Genomic DNA, 22,356 nt, shown 5'->3' on the forward strand with positions numbered 1-22,356 from the left:
TAGCAATCCAGGAGTGAATCTGGCCGCGCTTGGGGCCTCAGGCCGGTTCGGCGTGCTCCACCAGAAGTTGCACTTTTGTTACGCCGTTATATTCGTTGGCGTCGAGGCGGAAGGCGACTTTGGCCCGTTCGCCCAGCGAGTCGACGTGGCCGAACCAGATGGCGTCGTAGCGCGCGCCGTTCTTCTCTAGCAACAATTTGAGGTGGCGCTCTTTTAATATGCGCTGGCTGACGACCCGGAACTCGTCGCAGAACACCGGCGGGGCGAAGCCCTGGCCCCACACCTGGCCGGCCATCAGGTCGATGAAGGAGGTGGTGTAGTAGGCGTCCTCCAGCGGGCCGTCGGTTTCGACGATGCGCTCGAGCTGCTGCTTGCTCAGCCACGCCTGGCCGACTTCCTCGAACGCGGCGGCGAAGGCGTCAAAGGCGTCGGCGCGCAGCGTCAGCCCGGCCGCCATGGCGTGGCCGCCGAACTTGTCGATCAGGCTGGGGGCCTTCTTGTAGACCAGGTCGAGCGCGTCGCGCAGGTGGAAGCCGGGGATCGAACGGCCAGACCCCTTGATCCAGCCGTCGGCGCCGGGCGCGAAGGTGATCGTCGGGCGGAAGAACTTTTCCTTGAGCCGCGAGGCGACGATCCCGATCACGCCCTGGTGCCACGATTCGTCGTACACGCAGATGGTGCTGCTGTTGGCCGGCTCGAAGGCATCGAGGTGCAGCAGTGCCGTGTCCTGCATCTCGGCCTCGATCTCGCGCCGTTTGAGGTTGATCTCGTTGAGCCGCTGCGCCAGTTCCCAGGCGCGGCCCTCGTCGTCGGTGATCAGGCATTCGATCCCGAGTGACATATCTTCCAGCCGGCCGGCGGCGTTCAGGCGCGGGCCGAGCGCGAAACCGAGGTCGAACGGACTGGCGGTGCGCGGCTCGCGCCCGGCCACGCGGAACAGCGCGGCCACGCCGGCGTGCATGCGGCCGGCGCGCATGCGCTTGAGCCCCTGCGCCACCAGGATGCGGTTGTTCGGGTCCAGCCGCACCACGTCGGCGACGGTGCCCAGGGCCACCAGGTCGAGCAGGTTGTCCAGCTTGGGCTGCGGCTGCGTCTCGTAGGCGCCGCGCTTGCGGAACTCGGCGCGCAACGCCAGCAGCACGTAGAACACCACGCCGACGCCGGCGATATGCTTGCTGGGGAAGCCGCATTCGGGCTGGTTCGGGTTGACGATCACGCGCGCGGCCGGCAGGGTATCGGCCGGCAGGTGGTGGTCGGTGACCACCACTTCGATGCCGCGCCGGTTGGCCTCGGCCACGCCGTCGATGCTGGCGATGCCGTTGTCGACGGTGATGATGATGTCGGGCTGCTTTTCGCGCGCCGTCAGTTCCACGATCTCCGGCGTCAGGCCGTAGCCGTACTCGAAGCGGTTGGGGACGATGAAGTCGATGTTGGCGCCCATGGCGCGCAGGCCGCGCAGCGCGACCGCGCAGGCGGTGGCGCCGTCGCAGTCGTAGTCGGCCACGATGACCATGCGTTTGCCGGCGGCGATGGCGTCGGCCAGGAAGACGGCGGCGGCGCCGATGTGCAGCAGGCCCGAAGGCGGAATCATCGCCGTCAGCTCGCTCGACAAATCCTTGATGTCTGTCAGGCCGCGCGCCGCGTACAGGCGCGCCAGCACCGGATGGATGCCTCCCTGGCGCAGCATTTCGGATTCGCGGTAAGGGCAGGGGCGGATGGCGATACGGGTCATGTGCGGACGGTGCTCAATAAAATGTTCAGGTTCTGCTTGCGCCAGAATTTGCGCTGGGCGAGTTTGGTGCTCGATACGGTCATCCAGCTGTGACGATGGCTAAGTACCAGGGTGGCGCGGTCGATGCTGCCATCCTTGAGCGCCGCCAGCAGCGGCGCGAACCACTCCTGCTCCAGGCGTTGCACGCGGGCCAGCCAGTCGGCCCAGTCGCCGGTTTGCGCCGCCGGAATCAGCTCCGCCAGCACGGCGGTGACGGCGCCGTCGCCATTGCCCGCGTCGGCGATCAGCCGCTCCGCCTCCGGCGCGCGCCGCCCTGGCGCGGCCAGCGCCTGCATCCACGACGGCGCGCCGGCGCCGGCCACCCACAGCGGCAGCGCCGCCGGCGTCATCGGTCCCGAGCCGCCCCACAGCCAGAACGAGTTGACCTGCTGCAGGCCGCGTTCATGGCGTGCTTCGTTGACCGGGTGTTCGTGCCACAGCATCTGGATCTCGTTCTGCAGCTTGCGGTAGTCGCGCGCGCGTTCGCCCTCCGGCACCCAATCGCTGATGTATTGCGTGGTGGCGGCGTCCGGCGACGCTGTGCGCAGGCCGGACCAGTCGTCCGCGCGGGCGAACCACAGCCCCGGCGCTGCGTACAGCAGTGGTTTGCCCAGCTCTTCGAAGTAGGGGCGGGCGATGTCGTACAGGCTGCGCGATTCGTCCTCGGTCAGTTGCAGCGCGCGCGGATCCGACAGCAGCGAATGGGTGCGCGAGATCTGGATGTTCGCCGGCTGGACGACGAACCAGTGGCCGCCGGCCGACGCTGCCGCCAGCTCCGGACCGCAGCCGCGCATGGCGGCGGTGGCCACCGGGGCGCCGGTATCCGGATGATCGGGCGCCGGGGCCAGGCCGAGCGCGTGGCTCAGCCACGCCTCATGCGGCAGCACGCGGCTGTTGTTGTCGAAAGTGGAAGTATTGGAATCGCTGTGGCGCGATACCAGCGCCGCCAGGGCGGGTGTTTGCAGGGCGCGGATCAGATCGCGCGCCATCTCCGGCGGGGGTAGCGCGTAAGGCAGAACAAGGGTGATTTCGGTCATGCCGAGATTGTAGGGCATTGCGGCCGGGGGCGAAAAATTCTTTCCACCAAAAATCCGGGTAAGTTGTCAAGATTAAAATACAACATTCCAATAAGATATTGAAAATAAAATCACTGTCATGGATAAAAATCAATTGTCCAAAATAGAATTAATATGTAAGATGGGCAACTTAGATGGTTTGCAGGCATCACTTAACGTCCGTGTATGCCTCCGCGTGCCGCGCCGCTGACCACCTCAACCAAGTGACAGCAGCAGTTCAGCTCCCCAATTTTTAAAAGAAGACGAAGGCTTTACGACATGAGTTCGATCAACCTTGCTACCTCTATTCACATTTGCGAAGATACCGAAGGTACCTACGATGTGCGTGACATCCTGACTGCGGCGGGCTACGCGGCAAGTTCGTCACTCAACGTGAGCGCCATGTACGTCGTGCTGCCGGACGGCACGACGTCGACCAAGAACACCCCGTTGTTTGGCAAGGTCGACGCCGACACCGTCTACATCCGTCCGGGCCAGTGGCACGCCGACTACAACGGCCAGTTCACCACGATCGAGTTCGTCGTGGACCAGGGCGGCGGCAACACCGTGACCATGACCCTGCAAGTGATCGTCGATCCGGTCAACGACGCGCCCACCGCCGCCAACAAAACCTTCAATCTGGATAACGGCAACGCCGTGGTGCTGTCGCAAAACGACTTCGGCTTCGTCGACGCCGTCGAACACGACGCGTTCCAGTCCGTCATCATCACCTCGCTGCCGACCGCCGGCAAATTGCTGCTCAACGGCGTGGCCATCGCCGCCAATACGGAGGTGTCGGCCGCCGACATCGCCGCCGGCAAGCTCGCCTTCGAGCCTAGCCAGAGCACCTCCGGCAGCTTCGACATCGGCTTCAAGGTCCGCGACGCGGGCGGCTTGGTCGGATGCAACGCCGCCGACACCAGCGCCACGCCGAACTACCTGACCTTTAACGTGCCCAAGGCGCATCTGGGCGACTTCGTCTGGGAAGACGGCAACGCCAATGGCGTGCAGGACGCCGGCGAAGCGGGCATCGGCGACGTCGTGGTCGAACTCAAGGACGGAGCCGGCAAGGTCGTCGCCACCACCACCACCGACGCATCCGGCAAGTACCACTTCGACGTCGACGCCGGCACCTACTCGGTGTCGGTCAAGGCGCCGGCCGGCTTCAAACCCGTCGGCCAGGACCTGGGCGGCGACGACGCCACCGACAGCGACATCGACGCCGCCGGCAACACCGGCGCGATCGCGCTGGCCCCGGGCGAGACCAACAACAAGGCCGACGCCGGCCTGTACCGTCCAGCGTCGCTGGGCGACACCGTCTGGTACGACGCCAACCGCAACGGCACGCAGGACGCCGGCGAGGCGGGCGTGGCCGGCGTGCGCGTCACCTTGCTCGACGCCAACGGCAACCCGGTCGGCGCCGCCGTCACCACGGACGCCAACGGCCACTACCAGTTCGGCGACCTCAAGCCGGGCAGCTACAGCGTGCAGTTCGACCAGGCCAGCTTGCCGGCGCACCACCTGTTCACCGCGCAGGGCCAGGGCGCCGACGCAGCCCTCGATTCGAACGCCGACGCCACCGGCCGCACCACCCAGGTGACCCTGGCCTCCGGCGAGAACAACCAGACCGTGGACGCCGGCATCGTCGCCGAGCGGGCCACCTTGGGCGACCGTGTGTGGGAAGACAGCAACGCCAACGGCGTCCAGGACGCCGGCGAAGCGGGCCTGGTCGGCGTCAACGTCGAGTTGCGCGACGCCAATGGCAACGTGGTCGCGACCACCACCACCGGCGCCGACGGCAACTACAGCTTCACCGTTGATGCCGGCCAATACAAGATCGCCGTCACCGCGCCGTCCGGCATGATCGTCACCGGCCAGAACGCCGGCGGCAACACGGCCACCGACAGCAATATCGACGCGACCGGACAGAGCGGCCTGGTCACGCTGACCCCGGGCCAGGTCGACAACACCATTGACGCCGGCCTGTACCGCGCGGCCTCGCTGGGCGACCGCGTCTGGCTCGACGCCAACCGCAACGGCGTGCAGGACGCGGGCGAAGCGGGCGTGGCCGGCGTCAAGGTCACCCTGCTCGACGCCAGCGGCAACCCGGTCGGCGCCAGCGCCACCACCGACGCCAACGGTGGCTACAGCTTCACCAATCTCAAGCCGGGCACCTACAGCGTGCAGTTCGACAAGGCTACCCTGCCGGCCGGCCACACCTTCACCGCCGCCGACCAGGGCGGCAACGACGCGGCCGACTCCGACGCCAACGCCGGCACCGGCGCCACCGCGCAGGTGACCCTGGTATCCGGCGCCAACAGCGCCGACCTCGACGCCGGCGTGGTCGTGGTCCAGGCCAAGCTGGGCGACACCGTCTGGGAAGACAAGAACGCCAATGGCGTGCAGGACAGCGGCGAGGCGGGCATCGCCAACGTGACCGTCGAGCTCAAGGACGCCAGCGGCAAAGTGGTGCAAACCACCAGCACCGACGCGGGCGGCCGCTACAACTTCACCGCCGATCCGGGCAGCTACACCGTCTCGGTCAAGGCGCCGGCCGGTTACGTCTTCACCGGCAAGGATGCCGGCGCCGACGACGCCAAGGACAGCGATGTCGGCGCCACCGGCCAGAGCGACACCATCGCGCTGAAGGCGGGCGACGTCAACAACACCATCGACGCCGGCCTGTACAAGAACGCCAGCGTGGGCGACCGCGTCTGGCTCGACACCAACAAGAACGGCGTGCAGGACAGCGGCGAAGCGGGCGTGGGCAATGTCAAGGTGAGCTTGTTCGATGCCGACGGCAAGCAGGTCGGCGCCAGCGTCCTCACCGACGCCAGCGGCAACTACCAGTTCAGCAACCTCAAGCCGGGCAGCTACAGCGTCGTGTTCGACAAGGCGAGCCTGCCGGAAGGCATGGCCTTCACCACCGCCAACCAGGGCGGCAACGACGCCGCCGATTCCGACGTCAATGCCGCCGGCCAGTCGCACACCTTCACGCTGACTTCCGGCCAGGTCGACAAGACCGTCGACGCCGGCGTGTTGGCGGCCGCCACCATCGGCGACCGCGTCTGGATCGACAACAACGGCAACGGTCTGCAGGACAGCGGCGAAGTGGGCAAATCCGGCGTGACCGTCGAGTTGCGCGACACCGCCGGCAAGGTGCTCAAGACCACCACCACCGACAACGCGGGCAATTACAAGTTCAGCGTCGAGGCGGGCACCTATTCGGTCGCCATCAAGACGCCGACGGGCTATACCGTCACCACGCAGGACGTCGGCGTCAACAACGACATCGATAGCGACGCCAACGCCAGCGGCAACCTCGGCAGCGTGACCGTCGCGGCCGGCCAGCACGTCACCAACATGGACGTCGGCATCTATCAAAAAGGCAGCATCGGCGACAAAGTGTGGTTCGACACCAACGGCGACGGCATCCAGCAAAGCGGCGAAGCCGGCGCCAAGGGCGTGGGCGTGACCTTGTTCAACGAGAAAAACGTGGCAGTCGGCACCACCACCACCGATGCCAGCGGCCTGTATTCGTTCAACGACCTCGGCCCGGGCAAGTATTCGGTCAAGTTCGCTGCGGTCGACGGCTATCTGTTCACCAAGCAGAACCAGGGCGGCAGCGACAGCCTCGACTCGGACGTCGACAGCAGCGGCAAGAGCGGACAGATCACGCTGGCCTCGGGCGTCAACGACAAGACCCATGACGCCGGCCTGGTCAAGGCCGCCAGCATCGGCGACACCATCTGGGAAGACGCCAACTACAACGGCGTGCAGGACACCGGCGAGAAGGGCGTCGACGGCGTCACGGTCAAACTGTACGACGGCAATAACGTGCTCAAACAGACCGTGGTCACCGCCAATGGCGGCAAGTACCTGTTCGACGGCCTGCAGGCAGGCGGCTACAAGGTCGAAGTGGTCAAGGGCAGCGGCTGGTTCTTCACCAAGGCCGACGCCGGCGACTACACCAAAGATTCGGACGTCACCAGCGTCTCCGGCAACAGCGGCCGCACCGACACGATCGACCTGGCCACCGGCGAGCAACTGCGCACGGTCGACGCCGGCATCTACCGCAAGGCCAGCATCGGCGACAAGGTTTGGCGCGACGGCAACCACAACGGCGTGCAGGACAGCGGCGAGGAAGGCATCGGCGGCATCAGCGTGTCGTTGTACGACACCGCCAACAACAAGCTGGGCACCGTCAAGACCGACAGCAACGGCAACTACAAGTTCGCGGATTTGACTCCGGGTAACTATTACCTGGTGTTCGACAAGTCCAACGTCATCTTCAAGAACTACAACATGAACGACTGGAAGTGGGGCGTGAAGAACACCGGCAGCAACGACGCCATCGATTCCGACGTCAACGGCGACATGATTTCCAAGGTCAACGTCACCAAGACCGACACCATCAACCTGAGCTCGGGCGAGAACGATATGAGCTGGGACGCCGGCATCACGCCGATCGCGATCGATCTGAACGGCGATGGCATCCACACCATCGCCCGTGGCGATATGCGGGGCAGTTTCGACCTGCTGGGCACCGGCAAGGCGATCCAGTCGGGCTGGTTGTCCAAGGACGACGGCTTCCTGGCCATCGACAGCAACGGCAACGGCAACATCGACAGCATTAGCGAACTGTTCGGCGGCACCGGCAAGGGCTCGGGTTTCGCCAAGCTGGCCAGCTACGACAGCAACGGCGATGGCGTGGTCAACGCCTCGGACGCGCAGTTCGGCAGCCTGCTGATCTGGCAAGACGCCAACAGCAACGGCAAGACCGACGCCGGCGAGCTGGTGTCGCTGAAGGCGGCCGGCGTGGCCAGCCTGAACGTGGGCTACACCGAACTGCCGTTCCTCGACGCCAACGACAACCTGCACTTGGAGCGCAGCAGCGTGACCATGGGCAATGGCAAAACGGTCGACATGACCGACGTGTACTTCAACGTCGCCGCGGCAGATGCGGCCGCGGCCGGCGTCACCCTGCCGACCATGGCCGACCTGATGGGCGATGGTTCACAGCAGGTTCAACTGGTGGGTCAAAGCCAGCAGTGCCAGGTCGAGTTCGCCTAAGTTTGTATTGGTTTCACCCTGAGCACTACAACGACATTTACTTTTATAGAAGAAAAAATATCATGCAAATCAAATTCAACGCCATCAAAGCAGCCGTCCTCGCCGTCTCCCTGGCCCTCTCGGGCGCGGCCTTCGCCAACGAGACCTACAATTCGAACCCTATCGTCGGCGCCGGTGGCCTGGTGGTCAACTTCGACGGCAAGAACTTCAACGGCACGCCTTTCGTCGGCATCCCGGTGATCGAGCTGAACAATACCGCCAATGCGCAGGATAGCTTCCTGGCCTTCTGCATCCAACCTTATACCGACCTGCAGGCGCACACCGTCTACACCGGCGCCGCCGCTGTGCTGAACGACAACGTCAAGGCGCTGTATGAAACCTCGTACGCCAGCGCCATCAAGGACACCGACGGCCAAAAGGCGTTCCAGCTGGCGCTGTGGGAATTGGTCGCCGACGACGGCAACATCTACGACAACGGCGGCTCGCAGTACTTCATCAGCGGTGCCGATTCGAGCGCCGACGCCGCCTTCAAGATGCTGGACCTGGCATCCAAGCACACCGTGCTGAGCAATATGTACACCTACACCAGCTTCACCGGCACCGGCTCCAACGGTCTGGCGTCGCAACAACTGCTGGGCGTGCAGATGGCCGCGCCGGTGCCGGAAGCGAGCACCTGGGCCATGCTGGGCCTGGGCCTGGGTCTGATCGGCTTCATGGGCCGCCGCAAGTCGGGCCAGGACGAAAAGTTCGCCTGATCGCTTGACCGTCGCGCCGCCATCCTTGGCGGAGCGACGATTTGTCGGCAAGCCTACGGCGTTTCACCCATGAAATGCTATTTGTATGGCAAACTTCGGGCTCACTTCAGTTGATCGCCCCGTTAGCCCATGAGTATAGTTAAGAATTTGCCGTTTGAATGGCTGGTCGGCCTGCGCTACACGCGCGCCGGCAAGCGTAGCGGCCGCAACAGTTTCATCTCCTTCATTTCCCTCATTTCGATGGCCGGCATCGGCCTGGGCACGGCCGCGCTGATCGTGGTGCTGTCGGTGATGAACGGCTTCGAGAAGGAAGTGACCGCCCGCATGCTGTCGGTGCTGGCGCACGTCGAGGTGTTCGACCTGCGCGGGTCCATGCCGGACTGGGAGCAGCGCGCGCGCCAGGCTTCCGCCAACCCCGAGGTGCGGGCCGCCGCGCCCTTCGTCGAGACCGAGGGCATGCTGATCCGCGACGACATCCTGCGTCCGTCGGTGGTGCGGGGCGTGCTGCCCGAGGCCGAGAAGAACGTCTCCGAGGTCGGCGAGCGCATGCGTGAGGGTAGCCTCGACACGCTCAAGCCGGGTCAATTCAATATCGTGCTGGGCGCCGAGCTGGCCCGGGCGCTCAAGGTCAAGGTCGGCCAGACCGTGACGCTGGCGCGGGCCCAGGCGCCGGGCGCGGGCGGCGCCATGCAGCCGCGCGTGCGGTCCCTGACCGTGAGCGGCATCTTCGAGGTCGGCCACAACCAGTTCGACTCGGGCCTGGCGCTCATCAATATCAGCGACGCCGAGCAACTGGCGGGTGTGGCCGCGCCGTCCGGCCTGCGGCTGCGCCTGGCCGACATGCAGCGCGCGCCCGAGGTCGCGCGTCAATTGAAGCAATCGATGCCGGGCGATTTGTTCATGCGCGACTGGACCAGCGCCAACTCGACCTGGTTCGCCGCCGTGAAAAGCCAGAAGAACATGATGTTCATCATCCTGACCATGATCATCGCGGTCGCGGCCTTCAACCTGGTCGCCACCCTGGTGATGACGGTGACCGACAAGCAGGCGGACATCGCCATCCTGCGCACCCTGGGCGCCTCGCCGGCGTCGATCATGAAGATTTTCATGATCCAGGGCGGGCTGACCGGGGTGCTGGGCACCGGCTTCGGCATCGCGCTGGGCTCGGTGCTGGCGGTCAACATCCACATCATCGTGCCGTTCATCGAAGGCTTGTTCGGGATGCACTTCCTGTCCAAGGACATTTATCTGATCAGCTCGGTGCCCTCGGACTTGCGGCTGAGCGATGTCACCCACATCGGCGTGATCTCGGTGCTGCTGGCGTTCGTGGCGACGATCTACCCGAGCTGGCGCGGCGCCCGCGTCAAGCCGGCGCAGGCGCTGCGCTACGAGTGAGGCGGGTGGACGGCCGCTGTGTGCCGAGCCGCACGCATGGAACACTCGCATCTATTACCATTTATTATGGCAAACTGCTGACTTCGCCGATTTTGTCCGCTGGAACACATGAGTATCATTAAGAATCTACCGTTTGAATGGGTGGTCGGCCTGCGCTACACGCGCGCCGGCAAGCGCAGCGGGCGCAATAGTTTTATTTCGTTCATCTCGCTGATTTCGATGGCCGGCATCGGCCTGGGCGTGGCCGCGCTGATCGTGGTGCTGTCGGTGATGAACGGCTTCCAGAAGGAAGTGACCGACCGCATGCTGTCGGTGCTGGCCCACGTGGAGGTGTTCGACGCGCGCGGCTCGATGCCGAACTGGCAGGCCGAAGCCGCCGAGGCGCGCAAGAATCCCGAGGTGATCGGCACCGCGCCGTTCGCGGAGACGCAGGGCATGCTGGTGCGCGACGATATCCTGCGTCCGGCCATCATCCGCGGCGTGCTGCCGGAGCAGGAGCCGAGCGTCTCCGACGTCGCCAGGCAGACCCGCAGGGGCAATTTCAACGCGCTGCAGCCGGGCGCCTACAATATCGTGCTCGGGATCGAGCTGGCGCGCGCGCTGCGCGTCAACTTGGGCGAGAAGGTCACGCTGGCGCTGGCCCAGGGCCAGGCCACGCCCGCCGGCGTGCTGCCGCGCATGCGCTCCTTCAATGTGGTCGGCATCTTCGAAGCGGGCCACAACGAGTTCGATTCCGCGCTCGCCTTCGTGCACCTGACCGACGCCGAAAAGCTGCTGCGCCTGGACGCGCCGGCCGGCCTGCGCCTGCGCCTGTCCGACATGCACCGCGCGCCGCAAGTGGCGCTGGACCTCAAACGCACGATGTCCGGCGACCTGACGATGCGCGACTGGTCCAAACTCAACGCCAACTGGTTCGCCGCCGTGCAGACCGAAAAGCGCATGATGTTTATCATCCTGACGTTGATCATCGCGGTCGCCGCCTTCAACCTCGTTTCCACGCTGGTGATGACGGTGACCGACAAGCAGGCCGACATCGCCATTCTGCGCACCTTGGGCGCCTCACCGCGCTCGATCATGAAGATCTTCATGATCCAGGGCGCGCTGGTCGGCATCCTCGGCACCATTCTGGGCGTGGCGGGCGGCGTGCTGGTGGCGCTCAACATCGACGTCATCGTGCCGTTTATCGAACATTTATTAGGAGTGCAGTTCTTGTCCAAGGATATTTACTACATCAGCACCGTGCCGTCGGACTTGCGCTGGCCGGACGTTTTCAAGATCGGCGGCGTGGCCGTGGTGCTGGCCTTCGTCGCCACGATCTACCCAAGCTGGTGGGCCGCCCGCGTCAAACCTGCGGAGGCATTGCGCTATGAGTGATCCAATGACCAACCCCATTGGCCCGATGACCAATCCGGAACCGGTGGTCCTGTCCTGCCGCAACCTGGGCAAGACCTTCACGCAGGGTAGCTACTCGGTCAAGGTGCTGGCCGGGATCGACATCGACGTGCGGCGCGGCGAACGTGTCGCCATCGTCGGCGCCTCGGGCTCGGGCAAATCGACGCTGCTGCATCTGCTGGGCGGCCTCGATACGCCGACCACGGGCAGCGTGACCTTGCTGGGCAAGGACTTCGCCAGCCTGAACGAGTCGGCGCGCGGCGATCTGCGCAACGCCTCGCTGGGCTTCGTCTACCAGTTCCACCACCTGCTGCCGGAGTTCTCCGCCCTGGACAACGTCGGCATGCCGCTGATGATACGGCGCGTCAAACGCAGCGACGCGACCAGCGCGGCGCAGCAGATCCTCGCCCGGGTGAACCTGGCCAAGCGCGTCACGCACGTGCCGGGCGAATTGTCCGGTGGCGAACGTCAGCGCGTGGCGCTGGCGCGCGCTCTGGTCACGCAGCCAGCGTGCGTGCTGGCCGACGAACCGACCGGCAACCTCGATCACGCCACCGCGCAGCAGATTTTCGACCTGATGCTGGAGCTGTCGCGCACATTGGGCACGGCCTTCGTCATCGTCACCCACGACATCGAACTGGCGCGCCGCTGCGACCGCGTGTTGCGCCTGACCGACGAAGGCTTGAAACCCTATCAGGACTGACATCATGTGGATCGATACCCACTGCCACCTCGACGCGCACGAATTCGGCGGTGAATCCGTCGAACAGGCGGAGAAGGCGAGGGCGCAGGGTGTCGGCATGATCGTGATCCCGGCGGTGGAAACGGCCAATTTCTCCATCGTCGCGCAGTTGGCGGCCAGCGTCGATAACGGCTGTTACGCGCTTGGCATCCACCCTATCTATGTTCCCAACGCGAAGGAAGACGACCTGCACGTGCTGCGCGGGCAGGTCGAGGCGGCGCTGGCCGACCCGCGCTTCGTCGCCCTGGGCGAGATCGGCCTGGATTTCTTCATCCCCATGTTGACCGAGCCGGCGATGCGCGAGAAGCAGATTTTTTTCTTCCGCGAGCAGCTCAAGATCGCCCGCGACTTCGAACTGCCGGTGCTGATGCATGTGCGCCGCTCGCAGGACGTGGTGCTCAAGCACGCGCGCCAGATCCGGCCGGCCGGCGGCATCGCGCACGCCTTCAACGGCAGCTTCCAGCAGGCGCAGGGCTATATCGACCTGGGATTCAAGCTCGGTTTCGGCGGCGCCATGACGTTTACACGCGCGCTGCAGATACGCCGCATGGCGGCCGAGCTGCCGCTCGACGCCATCGTGCTGGAGACCGACGCGCCGGACATTTCGCCCAGCTGGATACATCCGGGCCGCAACAGCCCCGATCAAATCCCTCGCATCGGCGCCGTGCTGGCCGAATTGCGCGGCATTTCTGTGGAAGAGGTCGCCAGCGCGACCACCGCCAATGCCCGGACGGCGTTGTCGCGGATGATAGTTTCTTAGGTGATAAGTGATTTTGTGACATTTGGATAGAATTCCCGATGAGTTGACGGTGCATAATCGCCAATATTTGCCTGTAACAACCCACGGAAATCCATATGAAACCAGACGTTCGCCTAGCCGCCGCCCTCCTGTTCATCCCCGCAATGTGCTTCGCCGATACCAGCGAGGTGTCGGAGCGCCAGATCGACGTGCCCAAGTGCAAAACTCCTGCGGCCAAGGTCGTCTTCACCGAATTCAAATGCAAATCCGCGGACTGCTCGTCGGGCGCCGGCCAGCAGGACCCGCGCCAGTACCGTTGGTGGGAGCGCTCGGGCACCGTGGCGCAGCCTAGTTACACGGGCGTGGGCACCGGCATGACCGAGATGCTGGCGACCGCGCTGACGCAGACCGGCTGCTTCGACGTGCAGGAGCGCGCGGAGATGGAAGAGATCAACAAGGAGCTGGCGCTGATCGGCAAAAAGGTCGAAGCCGAAGCGGCCGACTACATGATCACCGGCTCGATCACATCGCTGGGCTTCGAGCAAAGCTCGACCGGCCTGGGCGGCCTGAGCTTCCTCAAGGGCCCGCTCAGCATGCTGGCCGGCGCGGTCGACTACAAAAAGTCCAAGGTCCACATGAACATGGACATCCGCGTGGTGGACGTGCGCCGCGCCAAGATCATCGCCTCCAAGACCTTCCAGGCCAACAACGAGAAGACCGGCTTCGGCGTCTCGGCGATGGGCTGGGGCGGCGGCACCGGCCTGGGTGGCAATCACGCCAGCATCAGCGGCTCGCCGCTGGAAGAGGTGGCGCGCGACCTGCTGGTGAAATCGACGTCGTTCCTGACCGAGACCATCGCCGCGAAAAACATCGCCGAACGCATCGCCGTGAAGGCGACCGACGTCTCGCCGAAATAACCGCGCCCCCGGCTTAGCAACCTCATCGAACGGCGGCAGGATCATTCCTGCCGCCGTTTGCGTTGTGTACGCCTGAAATTGATTTGGATCAAAGGCGGCAGCGACAGCATGAATGGTCCGCACGCGCTTGCATAGTATAGCTGTCGGTCAGACGGGCTGGCTGATGCTCGAATGTATGAGCGACGCACGGGCGGAGTAGCTATGCGGATGGCGATGATCGGCTTTGCGGCGGGGGCGGCGTTCTTGCAAACGCAGGCGGTGCTGCCTGGCGTCTCAGCCATGTCTTGGGCTGTCGGGCTTTCGGCGGTCTGGCTCGCGCTATGGCAAACGGTGGTCAAGCGCGGATTGCCCGCAACCTGGATTCTCCGGCATCGGACCTTGCGAGCGACGCACGCTTTGCTGGTCGGCGCCATCGCCGGCTTCTATTGGGCGGCCTGGCTGGCGCACGTGGCGTTGTCATCGCAGCTGGCGAGCGCGGACGAGGGGCGTGATTTTACGGTGATTGGCACCGTCGATAACTTGCCTTATCGTTTTGCGCAGGGTGTGCGGTTCAATTTCGCCGTGGAGCGCGTGCTGGATGGGCGGAGCGAGGCGCGGACGACGATGCCAGGGCCGCCCTCGGTCCCGCCACGTATCGCGCTGTCCTGGTACGCGGGTTTTCGCGACCGGATCACGGAAGTCGGGAGCGTGCAGCCGGGCGAACGTTGGCAACTGACGGTTCGCCTCCAGCGGCCCCACGGCAACGCCAACGAATATGGCTTCGACTACGAAGCCTGGTTGCTGGAGCAGGGCGTGCGGGCGACCGGCTACGTGCGGCCAAATAATGCCAACCGGCGCCTTAATAGTTTTGTCTTCAGCGCCCGCAACGTCATCGAGCATTGCCGCGCCGCGCTGCGGGCGCGCATCCTGGCGGCGCTACCGGATAAGCCGTATGCCGGTGTGATCGTCGCATTGGTCGTCGGCGACCAGCGCGGAATCGATCAGTCGGACTGGAAGGTCTTCACCAACACCGGGATCGGTCATCTTGTCAGCATCAGCGGGTTGCATATCACGATGGTGGCGGGGTTGTTCGCGCTGATCGCCTTTACGTTGTGGCGGTACTCGTTTTTCACACGCGCGCAATTGCCGTTGATGATGCCGGCGCAAAAAGTCGCGGCGCTGGTCGGTGCGGCCGTCGCCTTGTTCTATGTGCTGCTGGCCGGCTTCGGCGTGCCGGCGCAGCGTACCCTGTACATGCTGATCGTCGTCGCCGTCGCGCTGTGGCTGAACCGGATCGCCAGCGTTTCGCATGTGCTGTGCACCGCGCTCGGAGTCGTGGTGCTGCTTGACCCTTGGGCGGTGCTGTGGCCTGGCTTTTGGTTGTCGTTCGCCGCAGTAGCCGTCATCCTGTATTCCACCGTCGGCCGCGCCGCGCTGCGGCCAGCCCGGCTCGCGCCTGGCGTCGACGAACCACAGCCGAAGGAGCATGCCGCGCGCACGCTTGCTACGCGATGCTGGCAGGCCCTGCGTGTTGGCGCACACACCCAGTACGCCGTCACGCTTGGATTGGTGCCGCTGACGATGCTGTTGTTCGCGCAGGTGTCCGTCATCAGCCCTTTGGCGAACGCGGTGGCGATACCGTTGATTAGTCTGGTCGTTACGCCGCTGGCGCTGGTCGGCAGTATGCTGCCGATGACGTTGGCCAGCTTCGTTCTCGGCGTGGCACATTCGCTGGTCGAGTGGCTGACCATTTGCTTGCAGTGGTTCAGCGGTTTGCGTTACGCGGTCTGGCGCGCGCCGACACCGCCGTTATGGCTGTTTTGTTGGGCGATGTTCGGTACCCTGTGGCTGCTCGCGCCGCGCGGCTGGCCGGCGCGTTGGCTTGGCTTGGCGACTTGGATACCGTTGCTGGTGGCCGAGCCATCGCACCCCGAACCGGGCCGCATGACGGTGACTGCCTTCGATGTGGGGCAGGGCATGGCGTTGCTGATCGAGACTAGCCACCATCGTTTGCTTTACGATACCGGTCCAAGCTACGGCCTTGAGATCAACGCCGGCAACCGCGTCATCCTGCCGTATCTGCGGGCGCGCGGCATCGGGTCGTTGGACGGCATGATCGTGAGTCACAGCGATATCGATCACGCGGGCGGCGCCTTGTCCGTGCTGGAGGGCTTGCCGGTCGGCTGGGTGCTCGGATCGCTGCTGCCCGATCATCCGATAGTGGCGGCGGCCCGGCGCCACGTGCGGTGCACGGCAGGACAGGCGTGGACCTGGGACGGCGTGCGCTTCGAGATACTGCATCCACTGGCCGTCAGCTATGCGGACTTGACTCTCAAACCCAATGCGCGCGGGTGTACCTTGAAGATTACTGCCGGTGGCAGGTCTATGCTGCTGGCTGGCGATATCGAAGCCTTGCAAGAGTCACAACTTGTGTCGCGCGACCGGGAGCGGGTACGTGCCGATGTTTTGCTGGTTCCGCATCATGTTATCTTCAGTATGCACGGGTGTCTCAAATACTCAAATTTGCTTCGATTACTCCATTTAGCCTTCCCACCGGTTCGTTAATCTTGTATTCTTCGCCGGTCTCATTTGTCTCATATGGTCTAATTGAACATTTACTATTTTGATGCGGAATTGACACCGCACCTGACAGGCCTGATTGCACAGCTCTCTCTACCTAAGGGTTTGCCCTACACCGTTGATAGCGAGTGGAGGTGTGATCCAATCCTCAACGATTTCTTCCTGTATCTGGTAGGACCAAGTTCGCGTGGTTCTGCTACTTGGCGTACCTATGCCGAGCAGTTGAGTTTGTTTTTTCGCTTCCTCGACAGTCGATCGCTTTCCTGGAGGGACGCGACGCAAGACGAACTGCTGCATTACTACCGCTTGCGGCGCGTCGGTGAAGGGGAGCTAAAAATTTCAGCTCGGTCTTGGAATGTATTCGTTGCGGCAAGTCGGCGGTTCTATGAGTGGGCAGTACGAAAAGGCCATATTCCTGTAGTTCCTTTTAACTATAGAGAAGCCCAATCTAGGGCTGCGTACGGAGCCCCAGGCGACTCGGTAATCTCGACCGATATCCACGAGAAGGCTCGGCAAAAAGACATTAAGTTTCTCACGGAGGAAGACTTCAGAGAGCGACTGTTGCCAGCGGTGACCGAGACTCGCCACGGTATTCGAAACGCGCTATTCGCGAGGCTGCTGATGCGCTCAGGTCTGCGGGTTAGCGAGGCTATTGGGCTAAAACTTGCAAAGCTTCCGGACCCGGATAATCCCCGATACGCCGGACGGAAAACCTGTCCAATGGAAGTCATCGGGAAGGGCCAAAAGCTGCGAACGGTACGTGTGCCCAAAACGTGGCTGAGGGATGCGTATCGCTACATCGATTGGGATCGTGAGGACGCAGTTGAAACATGGAAGCAGGCGCATCCTAAGCGCAATGCAGAGGTACATGGACACAAAGGCTCGCTATTTCTCACTTCTGCTGGCACACAAGTCACATATTCGGCGATGTATGACATGTTGAGGACCGCTGGCGCAAAGGTTGGATTCAATTTCAACGCACATCCTCACATGCTGCGCCACAGTTATGCAATCTATCAATTATCTGCCATGATTGCGGCGCTCATCGAGGGAGAATATAAAAGCGGCTCACCAACGGCAAAAGCGTATCGACGTATGATCCAAGACCCTCTTAGAAAATTGCAGATGCTCTTGGGGCACTCTAGCATTACCTCGACGTTTATTTACCTGGATTACGTCGACGATATTGACGATATAGCTGATGTGACTTCGGACGAGGAAGGCTTTGATGGCAACGACTGTTACGAGGCAGTAAGGACGACCGATGGCTAAGGGGAAAACACGTGGGAATCCGTTTCTCCACCATAGCGTGCCGGGTGAGCATGATCAAGCGCGGGCATTGGTTCCATGGATTTGGAGACTGGAAGGTCTGATACCAGAGGGAAAAGACTTCTCGTTCGAATCGGTGAGCCATAGGCCCGGCGTCTACAGACCTCTAATTTGCGCCATATGGCAGCGGAATGTTGACTGCATTCCGCCTAAGTCCCATTCGAACCTCTACCATCAACGTCAATACCTTGAAAGATTTGACCAATTCCTGTCAACTCACAAGTACCAAAGTACTCGAGATATTTCGACGTTATACGAGCTTCAACGCGAAACGCTCATTGAGTACCGGTCCTGGTTATACGCGCAGTACAAACCAGATACGGCTCGAAAATCTTATCGCGGGCTCGTAGCCTCACTCCTCTTATTGAGGGGGGAAGCCTCGCCATTGCCCGGCACTGTGCGTTCAGACTTAGAGATACCGACTAGAGCACTACTTCCTGGGGCATATGGAAATACAGCGATTAGCCCTTATACCAGCGACGAACAGGCTTCTCTTGTAGCGGCTTGCAAAGTAGCGATAAATGGCACTATCGAACGCTTGAATGAAGGTAAGCGTCTTTTGAGTAAGGGGGAGGATCCTCAACAAAACGGCGCAACACGGAATGACAGTGGGCGTTTATTAAAATACTCAACGGCATGGGATAGTATACCAAATATCCTTTGGTATATCGTGCACGTTCTGAAAGGCCGCATGCCGTGTGCTCAGCCTGTCGAGGACACCCGAGCTCCACTGGTCAAGTTTCTGTTGAATAAAAGGGCGCCGATCCGTAAGAAGGACGCCTTCGATCTGCTTTATCTGCATTCGTTCGACATCGTACCGTTCATCGCTCTCGTCAGCCTCAAAACTGGTTTGAACGCGGAATCAATTTTAACGCTTGAGAGGGATTGCTTACAAGGTTCTGAAGGGCACATGACCTGGGTTAAATACAAGAAATCTCGAGGGACACATGAAATTTTAATCCGAAAATTCTCTCATCGCGGCGCAAATAGTCCGGTTGGACTTATTAAGCTCGTCTTGCAGCTAACTCAAGAATTGGTAGTTCTTGCCGCACCTGATATTCAAAAATATCTATGGCTTTCTCATCAGCTCAAAAAAGGTCAAAAGGATAAGAGCCGCAATGACTTGACCAACAAGGGTGACGTAATCGATATCTCGCACTTCAACACGTTGATAAACGGCGGGATCGAACATGGAAAACGTAGACAAGGGTTCTTAGAAAAACATAACGTTCGTGGCAGAGATGGCGAGATACTTCGATTTTCGTTTATGGCCGCTAGAAAAACAGAAGCCACGAGCGCTTACCTGAAACATGGAAATCTGGCGAACGTAAGTAAGAAAGTCCTCAAGCATCATGGGAAAGAGGCATTAACTACAACTGCCATGTGTTATCTAACAAATGATGCCACTCATCACGTTCACGATGCCGCCGTCCGTAATGCGCAGGACAAGGCTGTTTTCGACGCGCGAATCAGTGTAATTACAGGCGATCAGCCTGATAAGTTAGAGATCCAACGATTAAGCAAGGAACTAAAGGTTCCAGCGAAAAAGGTAATTGCGATAGTCAATGGAGAACAGGATGTATTCATAGCAAGTTGTAAGGACTTCTACAACAAGCCTGGCGGGAAGCCAGATACAGCCTGCGACGACCCCTGGACATGCTTTGGTTGCTCAAATGGCCTTTGGACGTCACGCATCCTTCCGCGCGTGGTTAAATTCCTCTGGTTTATGGAGGAACAACGTAATCTTTTAACCCATACTGATTGGGCGGCTAAATTCAGTGTGCCGTACAGGGCGATCACTCAAGAGATACTGCCCCGATTCCAAGCGCGGACTATCGAATGGGCAAAGGCTGAGGCTGAGGTGTCGCCCTTCTACGTGCCGACTCGTTTGCGGGAGCTATAGAGATGATAAACAAATCGAGCGTCATCGCCTTACCAGCAGCTAATAGATATAGCAAACTAATTTCAGCGGTGGCCCCAGTCAGCAGCGTTTCTGTTTTTTCGGACCTCTTATGGGATAGGTCGGAATATGTGGATAGAACGAAGGCGAAAGGCGCGGTCGTCCGATGGGAATATTTATTTGAGCGTTTCGGTAGCACGCATTCGCATATTGTAGTTTCGCTTATGGAGTTTGCGTATGCCATGATTTTCGATCCCGTTGAGCAGGACTTGCAGATGGATACTAAGTCGGTCTCAAACTACGTCAGCTTATTAGGAAGATTTCTCGAGTTTATGCAGGTAAGTCATTTATACGAGATGTCTGAATTGGGACATGATCATGTGCGTGACTACGTAATTTGGCTTGTTAAAAAGCGGGAGGAACGCCGTAAGAACGAGGATACACAGCAGGCGTCACTCGAATGGGTCGAGCAACATATTCGCGGATTGCGTTGGTACTTCCGGTATGCCAAAAGAGTGTCCCAGCCGTTATTGATAGATCCCTTACACGGCCAAAGCATTTATAAGCACTTGGGAAAACCGAGCCCCATAAGGGGCGATAATCGGACGCCGGTGATTCCTGTGAATATTTGGAATCGCTATTTATGCGCCTCATTGGATTATGTCGAGCATTACGCTCCCGATATTATTGATGCCCATTTGTTGCTCGAAAATTTGCGCGCGGATATTTTGCCTCTATATATTGACCGGCCGACGTTTAATGCGTGTAACTTTAGTCGCGATCACACGGATCCTGCCCTGATGGGCATGCGCCAAAAGTTCGCACTCAATCCAGCTACCGGAATGCCGTGGCGGAAATGTTGGAGTGGAATCCAGGAAACACTCGATGAACTGCGAGCTTTATATACTGCGTGCCTTGTGGTAGTGGGTAGCTTGTCTGGAATGCGCGAGACCGAAATCGCTCTGATCCAAATAGGTGGGTTCTGGGAATACTCGTCGAATGACGGGCCTGGCAAAAGATATCGGATAGCTAGTCGCTTGACTAAAGGAAAGCAGGATACGAATCAAGAGTGGGAAGTGAATGAGCCCGTATTTAAGGCGTGCAAAATTCTAGAAAAACTTACATCTTTCGCTCGTGCTTACAGCACTAGTAAAGAACTTTTCCTTCAGGGTTGGGACCGGGGCCCGTCCTCTTATTTCAAAATGGAAGTCGGTAAGAGCAAGTTAATTGGGAAAAATCACGGACACCTGGCTGTGATTCCTGTAGGAGCTGGCGCATTTACACGTTACCTGAGGCGTTTTGCTAGCCATCTCGACGAAGCTTTTGACGGCCAGTACAAACTTCCGCACGTCGATGGGAAGCCTTGGAATTTTATTATGCGTATGCTAAGGCGGTCATTGGCTGGACGGATCGCGCGAGAGCCTTTCGGTATGATCGCTGGCATGCTTCACTACAAGCATGTAAGGATAACCACATTTGCTGGATACGCGGGTTCTGATCCAGAGTGGATCAAGGAGCTTCATGACGAAGAGATCGCAGCAAATGAAGAATTCCTTGACGATATCTGCGAGGGGTTGATCGAAGGGGCGTTGGCAGGAGGGAAAGGAGAAGACCTTCTGCGCGAGTTCTCGGGTGTTGCTGGTGACTTGAAAAAGAACGCACATCAATATTTTCTCGAGAATAACAGAGCGAACTTGCACGTGGGACTTTTTAACTATTGCATGTTCAATGCAGAGCGAGCCCTGTGTCTAAACGAAAAAGAACAAGGAAACCTACAACCTATGCTGAGTGCGTGTCATCCCGATCGTTGTGCTAATAGTTGTATAACAACGAAGCATCGGCCTCTTTGGGAGGTCCAAGCCACCGATGCGCGTGCAATGCTAGATCACCCACGAATTAGTACTCCACAGCGTATCGCACTGTCGAGAGATTTGGACGTTGTGAAACGCGTTCTGAAAAAATTGCAGGGCGCCGCATGAGCAAGAAAAAGACCACTGAACAAAACTTAATCGATGCGCTTGATCGTCTGCTTATAGGAGAATCACGTCTTACCGATGGACGAGTCACTCAAAAGAACATAGCGTTGGAGGCTGGTGTATCGCGTGCTACTTTTAACCGTTACGCGAAAGTCGTTGATGAGTATCGTCTGGCGAGAACGCGGAGCAATACCGATGTCCCGCTATTGCCTTTTACAATTGAAGACAAGAACCGGGAGCTTCAGGAGGCGAATATTGCGATGCGAAAAAAGCTAATTGCGGAGCGAGTTGAGTCACAAAGAAACGCCGCTGGCGCTCGCCAAGAAGTACTTGTTTTGAGCTTAGCTTTGAAAGCGAGGGATAAGACAATTGATGCGAAAGACAGGGAAATTGCGCAGTTGAAGCGGCAACTGATAAGTGCTCAACAAGAAAAAGCATTACATATTCAACTGGTGCGTGACGCTACACCTTGATGATTTCAACGTCGAAATATCTGGAGCTATGACGTAGTGATATTGTGTCCTCCGAGTGTGGCGCATGAAATTGATTATCGAGGAGCTAGGCCGCCGAATAATTTACCACGCCCACGAGGTCTGCGGACTGATTGTCGCTAAAGTATCGCAATCCTGCATGCTAAATATACCGCCACTGCGGCGACCACTTATCGTTTTTTGGTCCCGCATCAAGGCGCCGACCAGCCGAATGAAATCTAGGTCAATGAGATAATTCCAATCACGTTGGTACGCCGCGTAA

14 protein-coding genes are annotated in these 22,356 nt (G+C 60.4%); 12 read left to right on the forward strand and 2 right to left on the reverse strand.

Annotated features, from left to right (window positions below):
* Positions 1-37: 37 nt before the first annotated feature.
* Both recJ and MRBLMU1_RS15160 read right to left on the reverse strand, forming a co-directional pair.
* Positions 38-1,732: a single-stranded-DNA-specific exonuclease RecJ gene (gene recJ, locus MRBLMU1_RS15155; protein ID WP_363502742.1), complete on the reverse strand. Its 1,695-nt coding sequence runs from the start codon at positions 1,730-1,732 to the stop codon at positions 38-40.
* Positions 1,729-2,808, reverse strand: a complete 1,080-nt coding sequence (locus MRBLMU1_RS15160; protein ID WP_363502744.1) for a hypothetical protein — start codon at positions 2,806-2,808, stop codon at positions 1,729-1,731. Before MRBLMU1_RS15160 ends, recJ begins: the two co-directional genes overlap by 4 nt.
* A 360-nt stretch (positions 2,809-3,168) precedes the next feature.
* Between MRBLMU1_RS15160 and MRBLMU1_RS15165 the strand changes: the two genes are divergently transcribed.
* The 12 genes from MRBLMU1_RS15165 to MRBLMU1_RS15220 all read left to right on the forward strand — a co-directional run bounded on the left by MRBLMU1_RS15165 (position 3,169) and on the right by MRBLMU1_RS15220 (position 22,076).
* Positions 3,169-7,899 (forward strand): SdrD B-like domain-containing protein, encoded by a 4,731-nt coding sequence (locus tag MRBLMU1_RS15165; protein WP_363502746.1) that lies wholly within the window; start codon positions 3,169-3,171, stop codon positions 7,897-7,899.
* Between the two features lie 62 nt (positions 7,900-7,961).
* On the forward strand, positions 7,962-8,654 hold the full coding sequence (locus MRBLMU1_RS15170; protein ID WP_363502748.1) for a PEP-CTERM sorting domain-containing protein: 693 nt from the start codon (positions 7,962-7,964) through the stop codon (positions 8,652-8,654).
* A gap of 129 nt (positions 8,655-8,783) precedes the next feature.
* Positions 8,784-10,049: a lipoprotein-releasing ABC transporter permease subunit gene (locus MRBLMU1_RS15175; RefSeq protein WP_363502750.1), complete on the forward strand. Its 1,266-nt coding sequence runs from the start codon at positions 8,784-8,786 to the stop codon at positions 10,047-10,049.
* A gap of 108 nt (positions 10,050-10,157) precedes the next feature.
* A complete protein-coding gene (locus tag MRBLMU1_RS15180; RefSeq protein WP_363502752.1) occupies positions 10,158-11,423 on the forward strand; it encodes a lipoprotein-releasing ABC transporter permease subunit in 1,266 nt (421 codons plus the stop codon).
* Between the two features lie 25 nt (positions 11,424-11,448).
* A complete protein-coding gene (gene lolD / locus MRBLMU1_RS15185) occupies positions 11,449-12,144 on the forward strand; it encodes a lipoprotein-releasing ABC transporter ATP-binding protein LolD (RefSeq protein ID WP_363502808.1) in 696 nt (231 codons plus the stop codon).
* 4 nt (positions 12,145-12,148) lie between these two features.
* Positions 12,149-12,943 (forward strand): TatD family hydrolase, encoded by a 795-nt coding sequence (locus MRBLMU1_RS15190; protein ID WP_363502754.1) that lies wholly within the window; start codon positions 12,149-12,151, stop codon positions 12,941-12,943.
* A gap of 95 nt (positions 12,944-13,038) precedes the next feature.
* A complete protein-coding gene (locus tag MRBLMU1_RS15195; RefSeq protein WP_363502756.1) occupies positions 13,039-13,839 on the forward strand; it encodes a CsgG/HfaB family protein in 801 nt (266 codons plus the stop codon).
* A 201-nt stretch (positions 13,840-14,040) separates the two neighbouring features.
* Positions 14,041-16,383, forward strand: coding sequence for a DNA internalization-related competence protein ComEC/Rec2 (locus MRBLMU1_RS15200; RefSeq protein ID WP_363502758.1), 2,343 nt, complete (start codon positions 14,041-14,043; stop codon positions 16,381-16,383).
* A 42-nt stretch (positions 16,384-16,425) separates the two neighbouring features.
* Positions 16,426-17,670, forward strand: a complete 1,245-nt coding sequence (locus MRBLMU1_RS15205; RefSeq protein ID WP_363502760.1) for a tyrosine-type recombinase/integrase — start codon at positions 16,426-16,428, stop codon at positions 17,668-17,670.
* Positions 17,663-19,630, forward strand: a complete 1,968-nt coding sequence (locus MRBLMU1_RS15210) for a hypothetical protein (protein ID WP_363502762.1) — start codon at positions 17,663-17,665, stop codon at positions 19,628-19,630. Before MRBLMU1_RS15205 ends, MRBLMU1_RS15210 begins: the two co-directional genes overlap by 8 nt.
* Positions 19,631-19,632: 2 nt before the next feature.
* Positions 19,633-21,606: a hypothetical protein gene (locus tag MRBLMU1_RS15215; protein WP_363502764.1), complete on the forward strand. Its 1,974-nt coding sequence runs from the start codon at positions 19,633-19,635 to the stop codon at positions 21,604-21,606.
* Positions 21,603-22,076 carry a hypothetical protein gene (locus MRBLMU1_RS15220; protein WP_363502766.1) on the forward strand — a complete coding sequence of 158 codons (474 nt, stop codon included), beginning with the start codon at positions 21,603-21,605 and terminating at the stop codon, positions 22,074-22,076. Before MRBLMU1_RS15215 ends, MRBLMU1_RS15220 begins: the two co-directional genes overlap by 4 nt.
* Positions 22,077-22,356 lie beyond the last annotated feature (280 nt).

This window comes from Burkholderia sp. LMU1-1-1.1 (assembly GCF_040675865.1).
Taxonomy (GTDB): domain Bacteria; phylum Pseudomonadota; class Gammaproteobacteria; order Burkholderiales; family Burkholderiaceae_D; genus Rugamonas.